The organism is Sorangium sp. So ce117 (assembly GCF_051524395.1).
GTDB lineage: Bacteria > Myxococcota_A > Polyangia > Polyangiales > Polyangiaceae > Sorangium > Sorangium cellulosum_B.
On the sequence record NZ_CP150309.1, the window covers coordinates 2256641 to 2275968 of the forward strand.

Here is a 19328-nt window from a genome sequence, read left to right on the forward strand (position 1 = left end):
ATATCACGCGGTTCGTGCACAGCGGGCGAGCCGTACGCAGCTCGATCGCACCGCCGGAGCAGGGGAGCAGGCCAGGATGGACTACGTCGACTTCTGCCTTGAAGTGCGGGCGCTCACGAGCACTCGATGCCGGATCTCGGCGCGCTCGCCGCGGGGCGATCACGAGGGCGAGGTCGACCTACCCATGAGCCTGGAGGCGCTCGGCGAAGCCCGTTCCTGTCTGCAAGGCGCTGCGCTGCGCGGAGCGCGGGCGTCGCGGCAGACCGAGAGCGCAGCCGGCGCGCGGAGCGCGCGCGATCTGTACCCGGACGAGACCCCGACCATCGATGCGCAGACATTCGGAAGATCAATTTACGAAGCGATGTTCCAGGGACCGTTCGGCGAGGTCTTCTCGGCGAACCGGGAGTACACGCGCCAGAGTGGGCGGGGCGTGCGCGTCAAGGTCGTGACGCCGGACGCTCGACTCGCCCTGGTGCCCTGGGAGCTCCTCTGCTCACACCGGGGCGATTATCTGTCGCTGTCCGAGGCGACGCCGCTCGTGCGTTACGTCCTCGTGGACAAGCCACAGACGTCGCTGCGCGTCGAGCCACCCCTTCGGGTGCTCGGCGTCCTCTCGACCGGCGGCGAACGGCCGCTCGACCTCGGGCGCGAGCGGGCGTGCATCGATCTGGAGCTCGACGCGCTCCGCCGGAAGGGGCTCGTCGAGATCGAGTGGCTCGAGGAGCCGACGAGCCAAGCGCTGCTCGACGTGCTGGACCGCAAGGAATGGCACATCGTGCACTTCGCCGGCCATGGCACCTTTGATCCGCTCACGTCGCAAGGATTGCTTTCGATGACCGCGGAAGGCGGGGGGCGAGGTCACCTGCGCGCGAACGATCTGCGCGTCCTGCTGCGCGATCGCCCCTCGGTGAGGCTGGTCTTCTTGAACTCGTGCGATGGGGCCGTCGGCGACACGCGGGAGTTCTTCTCGAGCACGGCAGCCCTCGTGGCAGAGGCCGGCATCCCCGCCGTGCTGGCGATGCAGTTTCCGATCAGCGATACCGTCGCCATCCGGTTCGCGCGGCGCGTCTACCGACAGATCGCAGCCGGCGCACCCCTCGAGAGCGCGGTCACCCAGGCCCGGAAAGACATCTACATCAGCGGCTCGCTGGAGTGGGCGACGCCGGTGCTCTTCATGCGACCGGCCGAGGGCGCCATGCTGGCGCTGCCCGAGCCGCCGGGGCCGATCTCGGGTTCGTCGTTCGCGACGAAACGGTCGGCATGGATTCTCTTCGCGTGCACGGCTGCGCTCGTCGCGCTCGCGGCCTACGCGCTCCGCCTGGGCCGCGGGTCCGATGAGGCGTCCTCCTCTTCCGATGAGGCGTCCTCCTCTTCCGATGAGGCGTCCTCCTCTGCAGGGATGACGCAGCTTGCGACCACGCAGCAAGCGCCGGGGCCCCTGCCGTCGGCGCCAGGGTCGCCGTCAGCGCCTGTGTCCGCACCCGCGCCGACGGCAGCACCTGGCTCATCGAGCCAGAAGAAGTCCATCCGGCCGAGCGGGACACGCCCGGAGCCGAGCGCGGCGCCTCCAGAGCCGGCGTCGAGCGCGTCCGCGCCGCTCCCCGAGCAGGTGACGCCCGAGCGCGCTGAAGCGCTCAAGAGGATCAACGACGAGATCCAGGCAAAGAAGAAAAGGCAGTTGGAGGAGTGCAGCCGGCTCGTGGACACACCCATGATCCGCGACGCCTGCATGTCGGATTACTCCAGGGAAATCGAGAACCTCGAGGAGATGCGTCGTGCGCTGGACAATCATACTGCTCGTTAGCTGCCTCGTCACGCTTGCCGGCAACGTTCTCGCGCAGACGGCGACGTCCAAGAGGGAGTTCATCCAGAACATCAAGCTCTTCACGAGCCAGGACTCCAGCGCCAACGTCGACCGGACTCAAATTCCGATCTTCAAGCAGCTCCTGGAGCAGCACGGCTACGGGACGGACAACTGCAAAGAGGCGCGGGAGGGGGTGCAAACGATGACCACGCGCGCGTCCCCCGACCAGCCCGGGAGCTACGAGCGCGTGGGAAAGCGGGCGCTGTTCGTTGCGGCGATCCAGTGCGAGGTGCCGAACGAAGACGTCCTCGTCTACGACGCGGAGCTCGTCCTCGACGTCGATCCCGTGCTGAAGAATCGCCGAGCCGTCTTGCGCTTCGTGCCCATCGGCCCGGGCAAGGTCAAGAGCGGCGGCTACGCGCACAAGCCGGGCGAGCTCGCTTCGTGGTACGACATGGTGAGCCGCGCCATCGAGCGGACTCTGGCGGGCTTCAATGAGCCGACGTCGATCCGCCTGGTCCTCCCCGAAGAGACGCGCGTAGGGGACACGCTGCGGCTCGACGCGCGGAGCTCCTGGGATCCGGACGGAGACGCGTTCGAGCTCCGGTGGAACATCACGACGAAAGGCTGTTTCGGTTCCAAGGACGCGACGCCGATCGATGGGCACCCGTGCCCCAGGGGCACCGTGAAGGGCAGCGTGAAGGTCCAGGACCAAGCCGGCCTGCACGAGCTCACACGGGAGTTCCGCGTCCCCATGGTCGGAGACTACGAGGTGAGGGTCCACGCCAAGATCGGCGCCAGGGAGGAGCCCGATCGGATCTACCGCATTCGCGCGTACCCTCGACGCTCGAACGTATTCTTCTCACGTGTCGGCTACCGGATGCTGCCAACCGACTTCCTCGGCAGTACCGGGGAGCGCGAGCCAGCGCTGCTTATAAACGCGGGCTACCTCGGTCGCGTCGCGCACCGGATCGGGTTTTTCGACCGGTACGAAGAGGTGTATTGGGGCTTCTCGCTCGGAGCATTGGAAAATGCGCGCAGCTTCAACTTCAAGGGAGAGTCGATGGCGGCGCTCGTGGGGGTAGAGGCGATCGCGCGCACGCTGGACCGAACCGGTCGTTTTGGGTTCGCCAACTCCCTGTCGCTCAATGGCGGAATGATCCGCGCGCTCCGCGGTGACTACGTGCATACCGAGGCCGCGGTGGTGATAGAGGGCATGGCCGGGTTCTATTTTCTGGCCGGCGGGAATTACGTCGACAAGTCCGTGGCATATTGTGCCGGCGTTTGTCCCGGTATCACCGTCGGCCCAACGCTCTCCTTATTTCAAAACATCACCACGACGAAGCTGGGGATATCCGGTGGCCTCGAGATCGTCATGGGAATGGAGTACTGATGGCAAGGCTGGCGATGCTCTGGGTTGCACCCTTGTTGCTGGCCGCGGCCTGCGTGATCTACGAGAGCGAGGGAGACGAGGTGGAGCCGGGGTGCGGCCCCAAAGGTGAGTCGCAAGACCACGGCCGCTGTCGTTGCAACGCGGACTGCAAGACGGATGGCGCCGATACGTTATGCCTGGACGAATACACCACCGGGATGCCTGGTGGCATGTGCTACCACAAGTGCGCGACGGACCGCGACTGCGATTCCGGGTTTGTCTGCGCGTCCGGAGCCTGCGCGCCGCGGTGCGAGACCACGGAAGATTGCGACAGCGGGCGAGCTTGCCAGCACTTCGCGGAGGACGCGGAGGATACGAGGCGCGCGTGTCTTTACTTGTGTGATGAGGACGCAGACTGCGACAGCGGGAGGTGCAACCGGTACAGCGGGCTCTGCCTGCGACCCGATCAAGAGCCCGTCGGCGCCGGGGTGGGCTCACGCTGTACCGAGCACGCCGACTGCCTGTCCGGAACGTGCCTGTACGGCGCGTGTTCATCCCGGTGCGACGAATTCTTCGAGCGCTGCCCGGACGCGGCCAACTGCGTCCTCGGCCTGTGCTTGCTGCCCTGCAAGACGAGCTCGGACTGCGAAGGATCCGGTGCACCGGCTTGCGTCACTCTCGAGGCGGAATCGATCTGCTTCTAGGACGAGCAGGAGGAGTGTCGCTGCAAAGCCACTCGGATCGGTCCAGCGCCTCTCGTCGACGACCGGCCGGGCGCAATTCCTGATGCTGGCAATTTAAGCGCCTGTATGTGCCGCCATCTGAAAATGCCGGCCGTGGTTTCGACCAGGTGCTGGAGATGCAGTTCGAGCCGGCGCCAGGTTTGGTGAACGTCGATCTCCTCTCGGAGAATAACTGGCGTTACGGCAGTCACGACGTGGCATTGCTTGCCGAGCTTTACGGTGCCTCCGAGTTCACCGGCAGTCATCCGAATGCCACGGCGAATTTCCTGGTGCGAAGCGGCGCTGTTTTGATGAGGCCTGCGACATGGTGGTCGTTCAGTCTCGCCGCGCCGTCGTCGATACCGGGTATGCCGCCCGAGGATGTCTGGAACGCGAGCTTCGACGTGGCCACTGGCGGCAAGCTCTGCTCAGCCTGCCCGATATTCGAGTAGCATGGATCGCGCTGCGCGAAGAGCAGCCGGTCGCGGTAGGGACGGCGGTAGGGGACCGGTGCAGCGGTGGCAGCGCACGCTCGGCGCATTGAGGTAGAGCACGGCCGCCCGCGCGGAGCACCCGGGTCGACGCGCCCAGCGCCGGATGCCGCCCGAGGCCAAGCCGGTCGTTCGAGCTGCAGGGTGACTGTTCCGGCCAGCAGGAGGCACGTGCCGGCGATGTCGAGCTCGACATCGATGTCGACCTCGCTGCGTCGGCTGACGCGACAGGTGGTCACTGACGCGTCAGGTGGTCACTGACGCGTCAGGTAGTCACTGACGCGCCAGGTGGTCACTGACGCGTCAGCCGCCGGGCGCGCATCAACCTGAGCCGCGTCTGTCCTCCAGCGTGGTGTAGACAAGCGCCTCCGGAGACCTCGGGCTCGAGCGTGCCCCGCGGGTCAACGAGCGGCCGATCAACCGCGGAGATCGGTAAGCGCCGCCCAATCGCGGGGACTCCTCCGGCACGTCGTTTCTACCACCATTCGGATAGGTCACTTGGTGTTTGTCGGCTGCTGGTCGCCGTCCTCGTCGGGCTCGTCGGGGCGGCCGGCGGGCCCGCCTCGACGGCAAGCCCGGCTGGTCATCGTGAGAGCTATCGCCAGGTTGAGACACATGTCGCCGCCGGGAGGAGGTGGATCGTAGCCCGAGGTCCCGAGGCCTGTCGCGCGCTGGAGACAGGGGCGCTCCGGCTGCGCGGAAACGTGGTGGCACGGAGGGTGCTTAGAAGGGAGGCGCGGGTCAATCGAAAGGATTGGATCATGAATTCACGAATCTCTCATGCAATCGGTCTGGCGGTCGTCATCGTGGGCTCTCTCGGTCTGGGCGGTTGTGTCGTCGACAACGATGCCCCGTCGGCCGAAGGCATGTCGTCGGAGGGGCTCACGCTCACGCATGAGACCGCCGACCGCGTCGAGGGAACGTTCCACCGCCGTGAGCAGACAATCGCCTTCGAGCTCTCGGTGGTCCCGGGAGGCCACCGCGCGCGGATCGTGGACGCCGCCGGCGCGCCGCTCGTCGAGACGACGTACAGGGACGGCGTCGAGGACACGACGCTGCTCGGCGGCGTGGCGCGGCTGCGCGGCGCGGTCGATGCGGCCGAGCCCGAGCTCGAGGGCGACGCGCACGTGTTCGAGCAGATGAGCGCGCGCCCCGAGACGTCGCTCATCGCCGAGCTCAAGGAGGCCCTGCGGATCGCCGGCGTGGAGCCTGCGTTCTTCAGCGCCGTCGACGCGCCGGCGCAGCCGGGCCTCACGCCGCAGAGCTGGCTCGACATCCAGGGCAACTGGCACATCAACTGCGGGGAGTACCACGACTTCCCGACGTGGACGTTCTGGGGCTGGACGACGTTCGAGCTGTGGCCCGAGAACTACGTCGCCTCGGCGTCGCTCCGCGTCCTGACGCCGTGGTACAACCCGACCGAGTACGCCTATAACTTCTCGGGCACGCTCTACCTCAGGCGCCAGTACGCCGGATATCAGGGCAGGGTGATGAACGTCACGCAGCCGGGGTTCAACGGCGTCTGCAGTCGGCCGCTGGTTGCGAAGGCATATTGAGCGCGCGATCACCGGCGGTTAGGACACCTTAGGCCCAGCGCGCCGGTCACCTGCCCGCGCCACCCCGCCGCCGCCCGTGCGCCTCACGGGCGGCGGCGTGCACACCCGGCTCGATCGGGCAGCGGGCGTCGCGTGGCGTCGCGCGCGGGAAGGGGTGCGCGCGTGTTCACCTCGCACTTCGGGAAGATGTCCACATGAGATACCTCTCTTTGCTGTCGGTCATCGTCATTGCCTGCGCGAGCGGCACGGCTGCTCACGCCGCGGAAGTGCCGTCGAACGGCTCGTTGGAGCCGGCAGCAGCCGCGGGCGACGAGCCCAGTGCGTCGTTCATGCACGAGCACGCGCTCACCTTGGGTGTCATATCCGGCTACTCGATCCCGGAAAACGCCATGACCTACGCCGTGGGGCTCGGCCTGCGCGGGAGTGTCCAGCTCAGCCATGTGCACGTCGGTGCGACGGTGCTGCTGCATGAAGGGGACACCGTCGACATCGTTTATGGCGGCATCTCGAGCCTGGGGATCTGGGGCGGCGGGCAAAGCTACAAGACGTTGCCGCTCTTCCTCCTGGCGGAGGCGGGCTACGCCATCGAGATCCCGCTCGGGGCGCTCAAGACCGAGCTCGTGCCGTTCTTCAGCCTCGGCACCGCGCTCATCTTCATGCGCACGTCGGGCGTGTACGGCGACAACGCGCTCACGGACGTTCACCTCGCCATCGGCGGGGGCATCGACTACCGCGTGCTGCTCAACGGCCCGTGGTCGCTCGGCGTCGATTACCGAATGTATCCGCTGGGCGATGCTTCGTTCACGTTCGGTGACCTATCGGCGGGCACCATCGAGCATGGGTACTCGACTTCGGTCTTCTATCATGCACTGTTCGTCGAGGGCGGATACCGGTTCTGAGCGGCCGACGGCGCCGCTGCGCGAGAGCCAGCGCGGTGTAGTCAATATTGCACAGAAGAGTGAACTCGTTGGATCTGTTGGATTTTTAGGCGGAACAGCGGAACGTACTTTTTGCACGTTATGTCTACTGTCGGTCGTTGGGCTCACGCTCGGCGCCAACTTCGTGAGCTACAGCGGCAAGCACACGGGCGGCACCGGCACGTTCGCGATGAAGGGCGGAGGGCTAGGGGCGGGCGTCGTCCCCGATGCGGTCTACCGCATCTCGCCGAAGGTGGGGATCGTCGGACAGCTCGGCGCCCTCGGGCAGCCCGCGTGCACCGCCTCGGTCGAGGGCTACCCCACCGACATCACCGCAGAGGGCGAGCACAGCAAGTTCAGCTTCAAGCCGCTCTTCGAGGTCACGGTTGGTCCCGAGCTCGACTTCTGAGCGTCGAAAACCCTCAAAGGAGTCCCTTCAACATGTTCAGCATTCGTCTCATAACCGTCTGCGCCATCATCGCGTCGGCCGTCGCTTGTGTCCCCAAGGCGACCCCCGTAACGCCGCAGCCGCTCGCTGCCGAGGAACAAGTGCGGATCAACGGAGGCCTCAAAGGGCCCTGGAAAGAGGTCGCCGCGAAGGTCGGCGACGGGGAACGGAAGTCCGAGGCCATGATGAGGATCACGTTCAACCCGGATGGCACCTATCTGCATGAGTTCGATACGCCCTTCGGCGTAATGAGGGTCACCTACAAGTACCGGCTCGACGGCAAGAACGTGCTCACCGACAGCCCGCACGGCACGTACCGCGTCGACGAGCTGAGCGGCGACCTCCTCACGCTGTTCAACTATGACGCGACAACGACTTGGTACCTTGAGCGTGCGAAGTGACCCCGCGGCTTTAGCACCACTGTGTCGCGACCGGGCGGGATGAGCTGAAGCTGCCTCAGGAATCTCCCGGAAAGCTCGAGCCTTTCTGCGGACCGGAGCTTGCCGCCCGATGGGCGTGACGCAGCCTCCTATGCCGTGGAGTACACGATGGACGCTGCCGCCCAGCGGCGGCTGGACGCCTACTTCTCGGACATCGGGGCCATCCTGGCCCATCTGCTGCGGCGCGAATCGTTCGCGATCTACGCGATGGGGCTGCTCGGCGAGGCGGAGCGCAAGAGCATCGAGCCGATCGCCGCCCGAGCCTGCCCCGACCCGGCGCGCGTGCAGGCGGCGCACCAGAGCCTGCAGCATTTCATCTCGAACGCGCACTGGGACGACCATGCCATGCGCCGGTATGCGGCCCGCTACGCCATAGCGGCGATGGCCGAGCACGCTCCGATCTCGGGGTGGATCATCGACGACACTGGCTTTTTGAGGAAGGGTGAGCACTCGGTGGGGGGCCAACGGCAGTACACCGGCTCGGCCGGCAAGTTCACCAACTGCCAGATCGGCGTCAGCCTGAGCGTGGCGACGCGCCACCATCACGTGCCCATCGACTTCGAGCTGTACTTGCCTCGAAGCTGGGCGGAGAAGCCGGCGCGACGGCGCGAAGCCCGCATTCCTGCGTCCGTGCAGTACAAGAGCAAGATCGACTAGGCGCACGGCACGCTCGAGCGCGCCGTGCGCGAGGGGATCCCCGGCGACATCGTGCTCGCCGACTCTTTTCTCTCTTCCCCCCGCCTCCCCGTCTCCCTGTTGATTTCTCTCAGGTCCTCAACATGATCAGCGTTCCAGCCTCGCGGCCGAGCCCAGCCGGGAGCATCGCGAGCTCGCGCCCGACAGCCCACGCCCGCGCGGGGTTCGCTCGTCCCAGGATCTCGGTCAGCCATCGAGCCAGGCGCGGATAGGGGCGATGACGCGCTCGCTGAACACCTGCTTGTCCAGCGCAGCGCCGAGATCGACGCGGAGGTAGCGGTAGATGCACGGACGCCCGCCGGCGTCGAGCTCGTGATCGTTGCCGTCGTAGATGGTGTCCTCCTGCCCGCTCAAGGACGACCAGATCTGGTTCCACGGCAGGTTCCGAACGGAGGAGCGCATCAGGCTGATCTGCAGCTCGGAGCCCGCCGCTTTCGCGTCGACGAAGCGCGCCGGATCCGGCTCCCCACCCCCGCTGCGCGTGAAGCCCGTGTCCGGTACCACCTCGAGGACCACGCTCCGCGACGTGCTGGCCGACGACTGCCAGACGAGCTGGAGGCGATACGCAGGCAGGAAATCCCAGGCCCAGTACTTGCGCCGAAAGAACTCCGAGGTTGATTTCGCGTGACGTGCGAACTGGGACGGATCCCAGCGCTCGAACGCGAGCCCGATGCTCGCGAGCGCATCGGACAGCTCTGCCAGCCGATCGAAGACGCGGCGCTGATACTGATAGACGAGCCGGTAGCTCTGCCTCACGAGCGCCATGTCCACGCCGCCGTCCCCCGCGGCCGCCTCGGAACATCGAGGCGTCGCGGCGGCGTGGGGCGGGGCGGTCGTCGCCTCGGCGAGGAGCCCGCGGTGCACAACCCGGGTGACGGGGGGGACTATCTCCTTGTCGGCGAGGAACGGGAGGGGCGCAGCGGGGGCGCGCGACGGGGCGGTCGCCACTTCGAGGCGCGCGGCGGGCAGAGGGGCGCCCGCGGCGAGCGGCGGCGACGTGGTGGGCTCCCGATTCCCGGCGGTCCCGAGCGCGTGGACGAGCGTCACCAGGGGATCACCGAAGTCCTCGAACGTCAGGAACTCGATGCAGCTCAGGTCCCTCAGGCGCCGCTGGGTGTCGCGCAGCTCGCGCGCCTTGACGAGCATGTAGTGCGGCCCTGCGGCGCCGCCGAAGGCCTCCTGGACCCACGCGATCTGGTTGCCGAACATCGCGTCGTCGAGGCTGAATCCGACGAACAGGAAGGTGCGCGCCGCGAGCAGGTGGCGCAGCGCCTGGAGCGCGGCTTGGTAGCGCACCTCGTCCTCCTGGCTCGGGTACAGCTCGCGGTAGCCGTCCGGCGTCAGGATCAGCCGCTGCGGCTGCTGGATGAAGCCGTGCAGATGCCAGACCGTCGGGCGATCGATCTCGTCGCGCAGCATCGCGGACAGCTCCGCCGTCGCGTCGACGCTGATCTGCACCAGATCGTTCGGATCGTCGAGAGCGTAGCGCAGGATCTGATCATAGTTGGTCGTGATCACCAGCCTGCTCGGCAGCTGCCAGACGGCGCGCGCGAGCGACAGAGAGCCGGTGTCGATGCGATTGCCCGGCGGATCCAGCACCTGGCGGAGGTAGCGGTACCAGCCCGGCCCCATGCCCTCGCGCGCGTGTCGGGCCGCCTCGTAGTAGTCGGGCGCCCGTTTCTCCAGCAGGCCTTCCACGACGTTGGCCTCGGGCCTCTTGCCGTCCTCGCGGAGGCGAGCAGCTGCTCCGAGGAGCAGGTCTCCCCAGCTGGGGAAGACCCGCTTCCCGTTCCGGTCCAGCGCGGCCATCGACACGCCGGCGCCGACGAAGGGCACCACGAACCGGTCGCGCAGCGCATCCTCGAGGGTCTTGGGAATCGCGATCACGGCGCGCGATGTTGCCGGTTCCGGCCCCGCGCGGCAAGGCGTGGGCGCGTCGCTGCTGCGCGCGGCCGCCGGTCAGCTCATCTCCAGGTCGAGCTCAAGTTCCACGGCGCAGAGCTGCAGCTCACCGCCCGCGGCTGCCGCGGGCGGTGAGCCGCAGTTCTGGTCGCTGGGTTCGGAGGTCACCCGGGAGCGGCTCACGGCGTTCACGAAGAGCGTCAAACGCGCGGTGAGCAAGGGCAAGCCCCGGAGGGCGCTACGGACGGCCGGGGTCATGTGGGGCAGCCAACCGCACCTCCTCCGGCCGTACTCCATCGCGTACAACCAGCCGGGGCACGTCGCTCTGCGCGAGCCCCATCAGGTCGATTTGACTGCAGCCGAGCTCGAAGGCGCTCTTGACGTCCTCTCCGTAGCCGAGCGCCTGGTAGAACGCGCCCGCGAAGGCGAGGGCCGAGCGGTCGTCCACGGCGATCGTCATGCCGATCACGCATTCGACGTGCTCTGCGATCGCCCTCGCCTGCGTTTCGGAAAAGCACGCGTTGAGCAGCACGCAGCGGATGTCGCGGCGCAGCACGCGAAATAGTGTGGCGATGGCGCTGGTCTGGACAGGAACCGCGCCTCCCGTTTCATCCTCGAGGATCAGCTCACCCGAAGAGCTACCATGACCGCTGAAGTGAACGATGGTTGGACGATGGCGAAGAAGGCATTCCTGCAGATCGCCTGGTCGCGTCGCCCATGCTTGCTCGAGGCGGAACGCCTCTCGAAGCTCGGACGCACGGAGGCGCTGCTCGATCTCCCGTACTTCACGATCGAGCGCGAGGCGCGTTGTCCCTGATGGGTTGGCGCCGAGAAAGAGGATTCTGGCGGGACGGCTCATGAAGAGAGCATAATCCCAAAGCCGGCCCGGGTGCTACGGGCCAGCTCGGGCTCGGTGACGCCGGGGGAGCTCACGGTGCCCCGGATCACGGTGGACTCCGGCGGCGTGCAACCGCGGCCCAGAACCGTCAGCGGGTCACGCTGGGCTAGCCGGCCCGACCTGGTGCCCCACGAGGAACGGCTCGACCACCGTCAGCAAGGCCAGGATGCGCTCGCGCAGGGCGTCGTCGACGAAGCCCTGCTCCACTATGGCCGCGAGCGCGGCCTGGATCTCCGTCGCCCGCGCCCGCAGCGGCGCGCCCTCGGGCGCGGTCTCGGCGGCGCGCGCGCAGACCCTTGCCAGCGTCTCCACCGTGCCGTCCAGGTAGACCCGCCCCGCGCGCTCTGCGATGCGGACCGCGTTGAGGCACGCGTCCATCGCCGCGTCGACCTTGCGCAGCCCGAGCGCTGCCGCACCCAGGTTCCTGTACATCTCGGCGAGATCGGACTCGGCGTGGATCTGCTCGGCGAGGCGTACGGCGCGGCGCGCGTGCTCGAACGCCGCCGCGTGCTCGTTCATCTCGAGCTCGACCTCGGCCACGTTGCTGTAGGCGACCGCGATCTGGTGCAGATCCCCGGCCTTCTCTTTGACTCGCAACGACTCGAGGTAGGTGGCGCGCGCGCGTGCGTAATCCCCGCGTGCGTAGTCACCTCGCGCGAGCACGGCAGCGACGCCGTTGAGCGCGCGCCCCAGCAGGTCGAGATCGTCCGCCTGGGTAGCGAGCCGCGCTGCCTGGCGGTACGTGCGTTCGGCGGCAACCCACCGCCGGCGCGAAAAGAGCACCGGCGCCAGGCCGAGCAGCGCGCGCGCTTCAGCCTGTAGAGAGCGATCGCCCTGCCGCCGGATCGTTTGACAGGCCCGCAGGCCTTCGAGGCCAGCCTGCCAGCTCGCGGCGTGGTTGCGCTCGCGGCGGTGCAAGAAGGCGAGAAGCGCGTACATCGCCGGGAGCTCGCCGGCCATCGCGCTCTCCTCCTTCTTCGCAATGGCAATGGCGCGCTCCACCAGCACCCGCGCCTTGGCGGTCTCTCCCCGCAGCTTGAACGTGAGCGACAGGCGGAAGTCCGTGCGTGCCTCCCACGAGGGAGCCTCGGAATCGGCCGCGGGAATGTCGCAGCGGGCCTCTCCGTAGGACGCTTCGGCCTCGTCGAGCCGCCCGAGCAGGCGCTGCACGTCGCCGAGATCGAGCCGGAAGCGAATCCGGTCCTGCCAGGGGACTTTGGACGTGTCCTGGCCGCTCCCGGCCTCTTCCCGCAGCTCGTCGTGGAGCTCGCACGCACGGAGGATGTGGCGCAGCGCCTCCGCGTGCAGCCCGAGCGCGCTCGCGTGGGCGGCGGCCCGGCCATAGGCTTCCGCCGCAGCCAGCGCGTCGCCGCCGAGATCGTGGTGCCGCGCGAGCATGGCGGCATGGGCGGCGTCCGGGGCGCGCTCTCTCAACCACCGAGCGACGATTCGATGCAGCGGGCGACGCTCCTGGATCGGGAGCATCTCGTACGCCACCTCCCGCGTGGCTGATTCGGCAAAGATTCGCTCACGTTCGCCCAGGAGCGTTGTCGTCTCGCGTACCTGCACCAGTTGCGCTTTGCGGAGAGCGGCGATGATCTCAGCGGTCTTCGGCTCCGGTGCGAGCGGAGGGGACGCCCGGCGCAGCTCGTCGACGGCGCCCTCCCAGAACGTCTTGCCCACCACGGCGGCGCGCTCGATCAATGCGTGCGCCGGTCGATCGAGCCGATCCAGCCGCGCCTGCACGATCCCCTGGACCGTGGCCGGGAGCGCCAGGGCCTCGAGGTCACGCTCGCGTACGAGCCACGCGCCTCCGTCCGCCGGCACCTCGATCACGCCGTCGTCCACCAGAAAACGCAGCGTCTCGTCGAGGATGAACGGGTTGCCGTCGGCGCGCTGCGCCACGGTCCGCACGAACTCCGAAGAGAGATCGCGCACGCGCCGGAGGCGATCGCGGACCATCGCTTCGGCGTGCCGGTGCTCGAGCGGCGCCAGATCCACGCGCCGGTGCGTCGCCTTTCCCTCGCCCCAGTGGGGGCGGCGCTCGTAGAGATCCGGGCGCGCGGTGCACACGACCAGAACCGGCAAGTCCTCGGCGCGCAAGACGAGATCGTCGAGGAGGTCGAGGCTCGCGTCGTCCACCCAGTGCGCGTCATCGCAAAGGACCACCACGGGAGCGAGCGACGCAGCGAAGCGGACGAGGCACGCCAGCGCTGCGGCGAGCCGGTGTTTCATCTGGGAGCCGTCCTCGTCCGGTGACGTGGCGCCGCCTGAGGCGGGCGAGGCTTTGCGCGTGTCGAGGAAGCCGGCGATATGGATCAACGCGTCGTCGAGATCCTGTCTGGCGGAGGGGTCGTCGCGCGTCGTCCCGAGCAGGCTCGACGACGGAGGCTGAGCAGCGCCGCCGCCGGCGCGCGCGATGCGGAGGCGCAACCAGCGCACGCCGCGCCGGAGCCGGTGGAGGATCTCCTCCAGCGGTGCGCCCTCCGGTATTCCGAAGGGATCGCGGAGAAGCGCGGTGACGAGACCGTAGCTCGTGTCCACCGCCAGCGCGGCACCCTGCGCGGCGCTGCGGACAAAAAAATGCTCCTGGCGCGCGAGGGTCGAGATGAGCTCGGTAAGCATCCGGCTCCGTCCGATGCCCGGGGGGCCGACCAACGTGACGTGCGTCGCGCGCCGCTCCTGGGCCACGCTCTCGAGCAGGTCGAGCAGGCGCTGCAGCTCGACGCCGCGACCGAAGAGCTTGGTGTCGAGCCCATGGAAGTCCTTCGGCGACAAGCCGTGCTGAAAGGGCAACGGTCCGATGACCCGGAAGGCCGGGATGCGCTCGTGCTGACCGGCCACCGCCACCGGCGGCAGGGGCTCGACGCTGAAGCGCCAGGCGATCAGCCGGCGGGTATCGCGGTCGATCACGATCGTGCCCAGCGCCGCAGCCTGCTGGAGCGCGCCGGCCTCGATGACCGGCTCGCCGATCACGTTGAGGCCGCCGGCCGCAGCTCCGGCGGTCACCTCGGCGAAGACGCGTCCGGTGCTGATCCCGATGCGAGCCGACGGCCGACTCCCGCGCGCCCCCTTGGGCATCCGGATTTGGGCGAGCGCGGCCGGGAGCTGGCTCGCGGCGAGGACCGCCCGCTCCGCGTCGCTCTCGCTCGCCGAGCGCGCACCGAACACGCCGATCGCGGCGTTGCCGCCGAGCCGGTTCACGTACCCCCCGAGCGCCTCGATCGGCTCTGCGATCGCGCGATGACAACGATCGAGGAGGTCTCGTACCTCGCTCGGATCGAGCCGCGTCGAGAGTGCGACGACGGAGATGTCGACGATCATCACCGTGCAGACGCGGTTCTCGCCTTTGCGCTGAAGCGGGCGGCCGGGGGACGAGGTTTTGCTTGTCACCACGTCGCTCAAACGCGAAGCCAGGCGGGCATCCGGTGAAGGGCAACCGGCGATGCTCTGACTCGCGGGATCTGCTGGATGGATCTGCGACGCGTCGTGAATCGCTCCGCCATGACGGCCGCCCTCTCCCCCCGCAGGAGGGAAGGTCGGCGGCGGCTCGTCATTGGACTTGACCAGCCAGGTCTTCCCCGCCTGGACGCCAGGTCGGACGCGGAGCTTCAGCGCGTCTGCGTCGGACAGGCCGGTCAGGTCAACCTGAAGGCGGCCGAGATAAAACGCTGTCTCGATATCCTCGCCGTAGCCGAGCGCCTGATAAAACGCGCCCGCGAACGCGATGGCCGATTTGTCACCCACAGCCGTCGTCATACCAATGACGCAATCGATGTGTTCGGAGATGGTTATCGCCTGGACCTCGGAGTAACAGGCGTTGAGCACCACGCAGCGAATCTTTCGGCCGAGAATGCCGAACAGCTGCGCGAGGGCGGCCGTCGGCATGGGTTTCGAGAGGCCCTGCTCGTCCTCGAAGAGCAGCTCTCCGGCGGGGCTCCCGTGGCCGCAGAAGTGAACGATGGTCGGGCGATAGCGGAGCAGACTCTCTTGCAGGTCCGCCGCGCGGACGGACCAGGCCTGCTCGACCCTGAATGTGTCCCGGCCGGCGGACGCGCGCAGGCGCTTGTCGATTTCACGCATCTCCTGGTCGAGCGCGAGGCGCGTCGTGTCCGACGGGTTCGCGCCGAGGAAGAGGATCGTGGCCGGGCGTGTCATGAACGAGACATCATTGCACAGGAGGCCGGAGCGGATCCAGTCCAGCTTCTGGCGCGCCCCGTCGTTGCGCTCGCTTGCTTTTTACGCGGAACGCGCCCGGAACGAACGCCTACGCCTCCTCCGCCGACGCTGCGCGTTCCCGCCGTGCTCCTGTCTTCGTGGGTAGCGCGTCAGGGCTCAGAGGTCTCACGAGCGAGGGGTAGGAAACGCCAAAGGGGTCACACGGACCAGCATGCCCGCGACGCGGCTGGTGGCCAGTCGCGGGGCCCTGGACGGGCAGCACTCGGCAGCTCGTGAGAGCAGCTACTATTCGCGAGACCGGCGGGCGATTACCCTCCGGGTCAACTTTTCCAGAGCTCGCGCCGCTGGAGATAAGCTCGGCCGGTTGCTCTGCTCGATGGAGGAGGTGAGAGCTGGCTCAAGTCGTCGCCTGGGGCGGCCGGCTCCCCAAGCGGCCTTGATACCATGCTGGACCACGCTGGCATCCCCCGGCCGACCGGCGGCCGGCCGCGGCGGTCTCCGGCCGTCGGTGGATCGACGCGGAATCGTGGCGGCGCGCGAGGTCGTGAGGATAGGGTAGCCCCCGTGGGCTTGGTACGATCCGTGCGTGAGCGTGGTCGACCAGCGCCCGTCGCTCGCTGGGAGAATCTGCGCGTGGTCGGCCCGTGCGCGTGCACGAGAGCGCCGGCGGCCGGGCTGTGGCCGGCGAATCGAAAGGAACGTGCTTCGTATGGTGAGCTTTGGGAAACGGATCGTCCGATGGCCCCTCGCGGTGGCGTGGACGTGGGCGCTCGTCACCACGCTGGTGGTGATGGGGTGTGGTGAGCAGGTGGACCCGGGCACGAAGGGATGCGCGCCCGGCGAGGTGACGCGGGAGGATGGGAGCTGCGAGCGGAAGCCGTGCGGTTCAGGGGAGATCACGCTGGAGACGGGCGCGTGTCAGCCGGCGGGGCTTCCGGCGGACATGGCGTGCCCGCCGGGCGAGCTAGCGCTGGAGACGGGAGCGTGTCAGCCGGCGGGGCTTCCGGCGGACATGGCGTGTCCGCCGGGCGAGCTAGCGCTGGAGAGCGGGGAATGCCAGCCGGCCGGGGTGCCGCCTGAGGCGTGCGGAGAGGGGTTCGCCAGCGATGGCAACGGCGGCTGCGCGGCGATCCTGCCGCAAGAGGAGTGTCCCGAGGGGCAGATGGCCATCCCCGGGGAAACGAGCTGCCGTGAGGTGGCCCCCTGCGGCGATGGGCCGTGGGGCGACATTGCGGTCGAGGCGAACACGCAGTTCGTCGACCAGGCCTACGCGGGCGGCGACAGCGACGGGACGCGGATGAAGCCTTGGACGACGATCCAGAGGGGGATCGATGAAGCGGTGGACGGTGCCATCGTCGCGGTGACGGACGGCTCCTATGCCGAAGACGTGGAGATCCGGGGCAAGGCGGTGCGCCTGTGGGGACGATGTCCTGGGTTGGTGGAGATCCGAGGGAGGGACCGGAGTGCCGACGCCGTTCTGGTGATCGGAGACGCCGCGACGGAGACCGAGATACGACGCCTTGCCGTGACCGGTGAGGGCGCCGGACTGCGCGTGTGGGGTGCGCACGACGTCACGATCGAGCAGGTGTGGGTGCATGACACGGGGGACCTTGGGATCGCTGCCGATAAGGCGACAAGTGGCGGGACGAGCATGGCGCTGCGGGGCTCCCTCGTTGAGCAGAGCCGTGCCGCAGGCGTGCTTGTCTTTGGCTCGGACGCGACGATCGAATCCACCGTGGTCCGCGCCAATCAGCCCAACGCAGATGGGGAGCTCGGATGGGGTATCGTCGTCCGGGACGCCCGTGGCAGAGGAGCGCGCGCGAGCGCGATCGTCCGCGCCTGCGTCGTCGAGCAGAACCATGACGTGGGCGTGTCTGTTCTTGGCTCGGACGTGACGATCGAGGCCAGCGTGGTCCGCGCTACCCAGCCGAGCGCAGATGGGTGGGGAGGGCGAGGCATCAGCGTCCTGGATGACGATGACACAGGCGAGCGCGGGAGCGTGACCGTCCGCGCCTGCCTCGTTGAGCAGAACCATGAGGTGGGCGTGCTCGTAATCGGCTCGGACGCGACGATCGAGGCCAGCGTGGTCCGCGCCACCCAGCCGCACGCAGATGGGACGTGGGGATTGGGTATCGGCGTCCTGGGCAGCGTCGACACAGGCGAGCGCGGGAGCGTGACCGTCCGTGCCAGCCTCGTTGAGCAGAACCATCAGGCGGGCGTGTATGTTCTTGGCTCGGACGCGACGATCGAGGCCAGCGTGGTCCGCGCCACCCAGCCGAGGGCAGATGGGATGGGAGGATGGGGTATCGAGGTCCAGGATGACCCTGACACAGGCGAGCGCGGGAGCGTGACCGTCCATGCCAGCCTCGTGGAGCAGAACCATGATGTGGGCGTGGATGTCGAAGGCTCGGACGCGACGATCGAGGCCAGCGTGGTCCGCGCCACCCAGCCGAGCGCAGAGTGGATGGGAGGATGGGGTATCTGGGTCCAGGATGACCCTGACACGGGCGAGCGCGGGAGCTTGACCGTTCGTGCCAGCCTCGTGGAGCAGAACCATGAGACGGGCGTGGACGTCTCTGGCTCGGACGCGACGATCGAGGCCACCGTGGTTCGCGCCACCCAGCCGAGCGCAGATGGGACGGGAGCAATGGGGATCCTCGTCGCGAGTAGCCCTGACACAGGCGAGCGCGGGAGCGTGACCGTTCGCGCCAGCCTCGTTGAGCAGAACCATGAGACGGGCGTGGAGGTCTATGGCTCGGAGGCGACGATCGAATCCACTGTGGTCCGCGCCACCCAGCCGAGCGCAGATGGGACGGGAGGACAAGGCATTATCGTCCTGAATGACCATAACACAGGCGAGCGCGGGAGCGTGACCGTTCGCGCCAGCCTCGTGGAGCAGAACCATGGGACGGGCGTGGCCGTCGCTGGCTCGGATGCGACGATCGAATCCACCATCGTCCGCACCACCCAGCCGAAGGCAGACGGGAAGGGAGGATCGGGTATCGTTGTCCAGGATAACCCTGACACAGGCGAGCGCGGGAGCGTGACCGTCCGCGCCAGCCTCGTCGAGCAGAACCATCAGATGGGCGTGGACGTCGCTGGCTCGGACGCGACGATCGAGGCCACTGTGGTCCGCGCCACCCAGCCGGACGCGTATGGGTATACCGGGTGGGGTATCAGCGTCGCGAGTAGCCCTGACACAGGTGAGCGCGCGAGCGTGACCGTCCGCGCCAGCCTCGTTGAGCAGAACCACTTCCTGGGCGTGTTTGTCGAAGGCTCGGACGCGACAATCGAGGGCACCGTGGTCCGCGCCACCCAGCCGAGCGCAGATGGGATGGGAGGACGGGGTATCGCCGTCGTGAGTAGCCCTGACATAGGCGAGCAGACGAGCGCGACCATCCGCGCCAGCCTCGTCGAGCAGAACCATGAGGTGGGCGTGTCGGTCTCTGGCGCGGACGCGACGATCGATGCCACCATCGTGCGCACGACGAAGGAACGCGACGACGGCACCTTTGGCGATGGGATTGCGATAAAAAACGGCACGGTCACGATCCAAAATGCCACGATTACCGATAGCGACCGCGCCGGGGTCGCCAATTTCGGATCCGAGGTTACGATTTTCGCTACGATCCTCACCTGCAACGCCTTCGATCTCAACGGCGAGACCTTCAATGGTCGCCCCGCCTCCTTCGACGGCAGCAGCGGCTGGCGGTGCACCCCCCGCGGTGCGGAGGACTGCGCCGAGACCGAGGACGGCTGCCATGTGAAGACTGCCAACCTGGAGCCCCCGCCCCCGGTGGAGCCGCCCCCGCGGCCCTGACGCCATGGCTCGGCTAGCCAGGGAGCGGGTGGCGCGCAGCCGGGGCTGCTGTCGGTGCTCCCGCGCCTGGCCTGCAGCGCCGG

The 19328-nt window shown here is 68.0% G+C and carries 12 protein-coding genes; 9 read left to right on the top strand and 3 right to left on the bottom strand.

From position 1 onward, the window contains the following. The first annotated feature begins 76 nt into the window (after positions 1–76). From WMF46_RS08530 to WMF46_RS08565, 8 genes are all read left to right on the top strand, one after another. Positions 77–1804 carry a CHAT domain-containing protein gene (locus WMF46_RS08530; protein ID WP_437985163.1) on the top strand — a complete coding sequence of 576 codons (1728 nt, stop codon included), beginning with the start codon at positions 77–79 and terminating at the stop codon, positions 1802–1804. Next, positions 1776–3197, top strand: coding sequence for a hypothetical protein (locus WMF46_RS08535; RefSeq protein ID WP_437985164.1), 1422 nt, complete (start codon positions 1776–1778; stop codon positions 3195–3197). The genes WMF46_RS08530 and WMF46_RS08535 overlap by 29 nt, the downstream gene beginning before the upstream one ends. A gap of 790 nt (positions 3198–3987) precedes the next feature. Continuing rightward, positions 3988–4350: a hypothetical protein gene (locus tag WMF46_RS08540; RefSeq protein WP_437985165.1), complete on the top strand. Its 363-nt coding sequence runs from the start codon at positions 3988–3990 to the stop codon at positions 4348–4350. Positions 4351–5150: 800 nt separating this feature from the next. Continuing rightward, entirely contained in the window at positions 5151–5945 is a 795-nt protein-coding gene (locus WMF46_RS08545) for a hypothetical protein (protein ID WP_437985166.1), read from the top strand. Between the two features lie 209 nt (positions 5946–6154). Next, entirely contained in the window at positions 6155–6844 is a 690-nt protein-coding gene (locus tag WMF46_RS08550; RefSeq protein WP_437985167.1) for a hypothetical protein, read from the top strand. Positions 6845–7007: 163 nt separating this feature from the next. Then, positions 7008–7271 carry a hypothetical protein gene (locus WMF46_RS08555; protein WP_437985168.1) on the top strand — a complete coding sequence of 88 codons (264 nt, stop codon included), beginning with the start codon at positions 7008–7010 and terminating at the stop codon, positions 7269–7271. A gap of 32 nt (positions 7272–7303) precedes the next feature. Continuing rightward, positions 7304–7711, top strand: coding sequence for a hypothetical protein (locus WMF46_RS08560; protein ID WP_437985169.1), 408 nt, complete (start codon positions 7304–7306; stop codon positions 7709–7711). Between the two features lie 147 nt (positions 7712–7858). Next, positions 7859–8407 carry an IS701 family transposase gene (locus WMF46_RS08565; RefSeq protein WP_437985170.1) on the top strand — a complete coding sequence of 183 codons (549 nt, stop codon included), beginning with the start codon at positions 7859–7861 and terminating at the stop codon, positions 8405–8407. 225 nt (positions 8408–8632) lie between these two features. On the opposite strand, the gene WMF46_RS08570 is transcribed toward WMF46_RS08565, so the two are convergent. From WMF46_RS08570 to WMF46_RS08580, 3 genes are all read right to left on the bottom strand, one after another. After that, entirely contained in the window at positions 8633–10333 is a 1701-nt protein-coding gene (locus WMF46_RS08570; RefSeq protein ID WP_437985171.1) for an SIR2 family NAD-dependent protein deacylase, read from the bottom strand. A gap of 253 nt (positions 10334–10586) precedes the next feature. After that, positions 10587–11207 (bottom strand): CHAT domain-containing protein, encoded by a 621-nt coding sequence (locus WMF46_RS08575; protein WP_437985172.1) that lies wholly within the window; start codon positions 11205–11207, stop codon positions 10587–10589. 135 nt (positions 11208–11342) lie between these two features. Next, positions 11343–15404 (bottom strand): AAA family ATPase, encoded by a 4062-nt coding sequence (locus WMF46_RS08580; protein ID WP_437985173.1) that lies wholly within the window; start codon positions 15402–15404, stop codon positions 11343–11345. A gap of 730 nt (positions 15405–16134) precedes the next feature. Between WMF46_RS08580 and WMF46_RS08585 the strand changes: the two genes are divergently transcribed. Next, positions 16135–19245, top strand: coding sequence for a right-handed parallel beta-helix repeat-containing protein (locus WMF46_RS08585; protein ID WP_437985174.1), 3111 nt, complete (start codon positions 16135–16137; stop codon positions 19243–19245). Positions 19246–19328 lie beyond the last annotated feature (83 nt).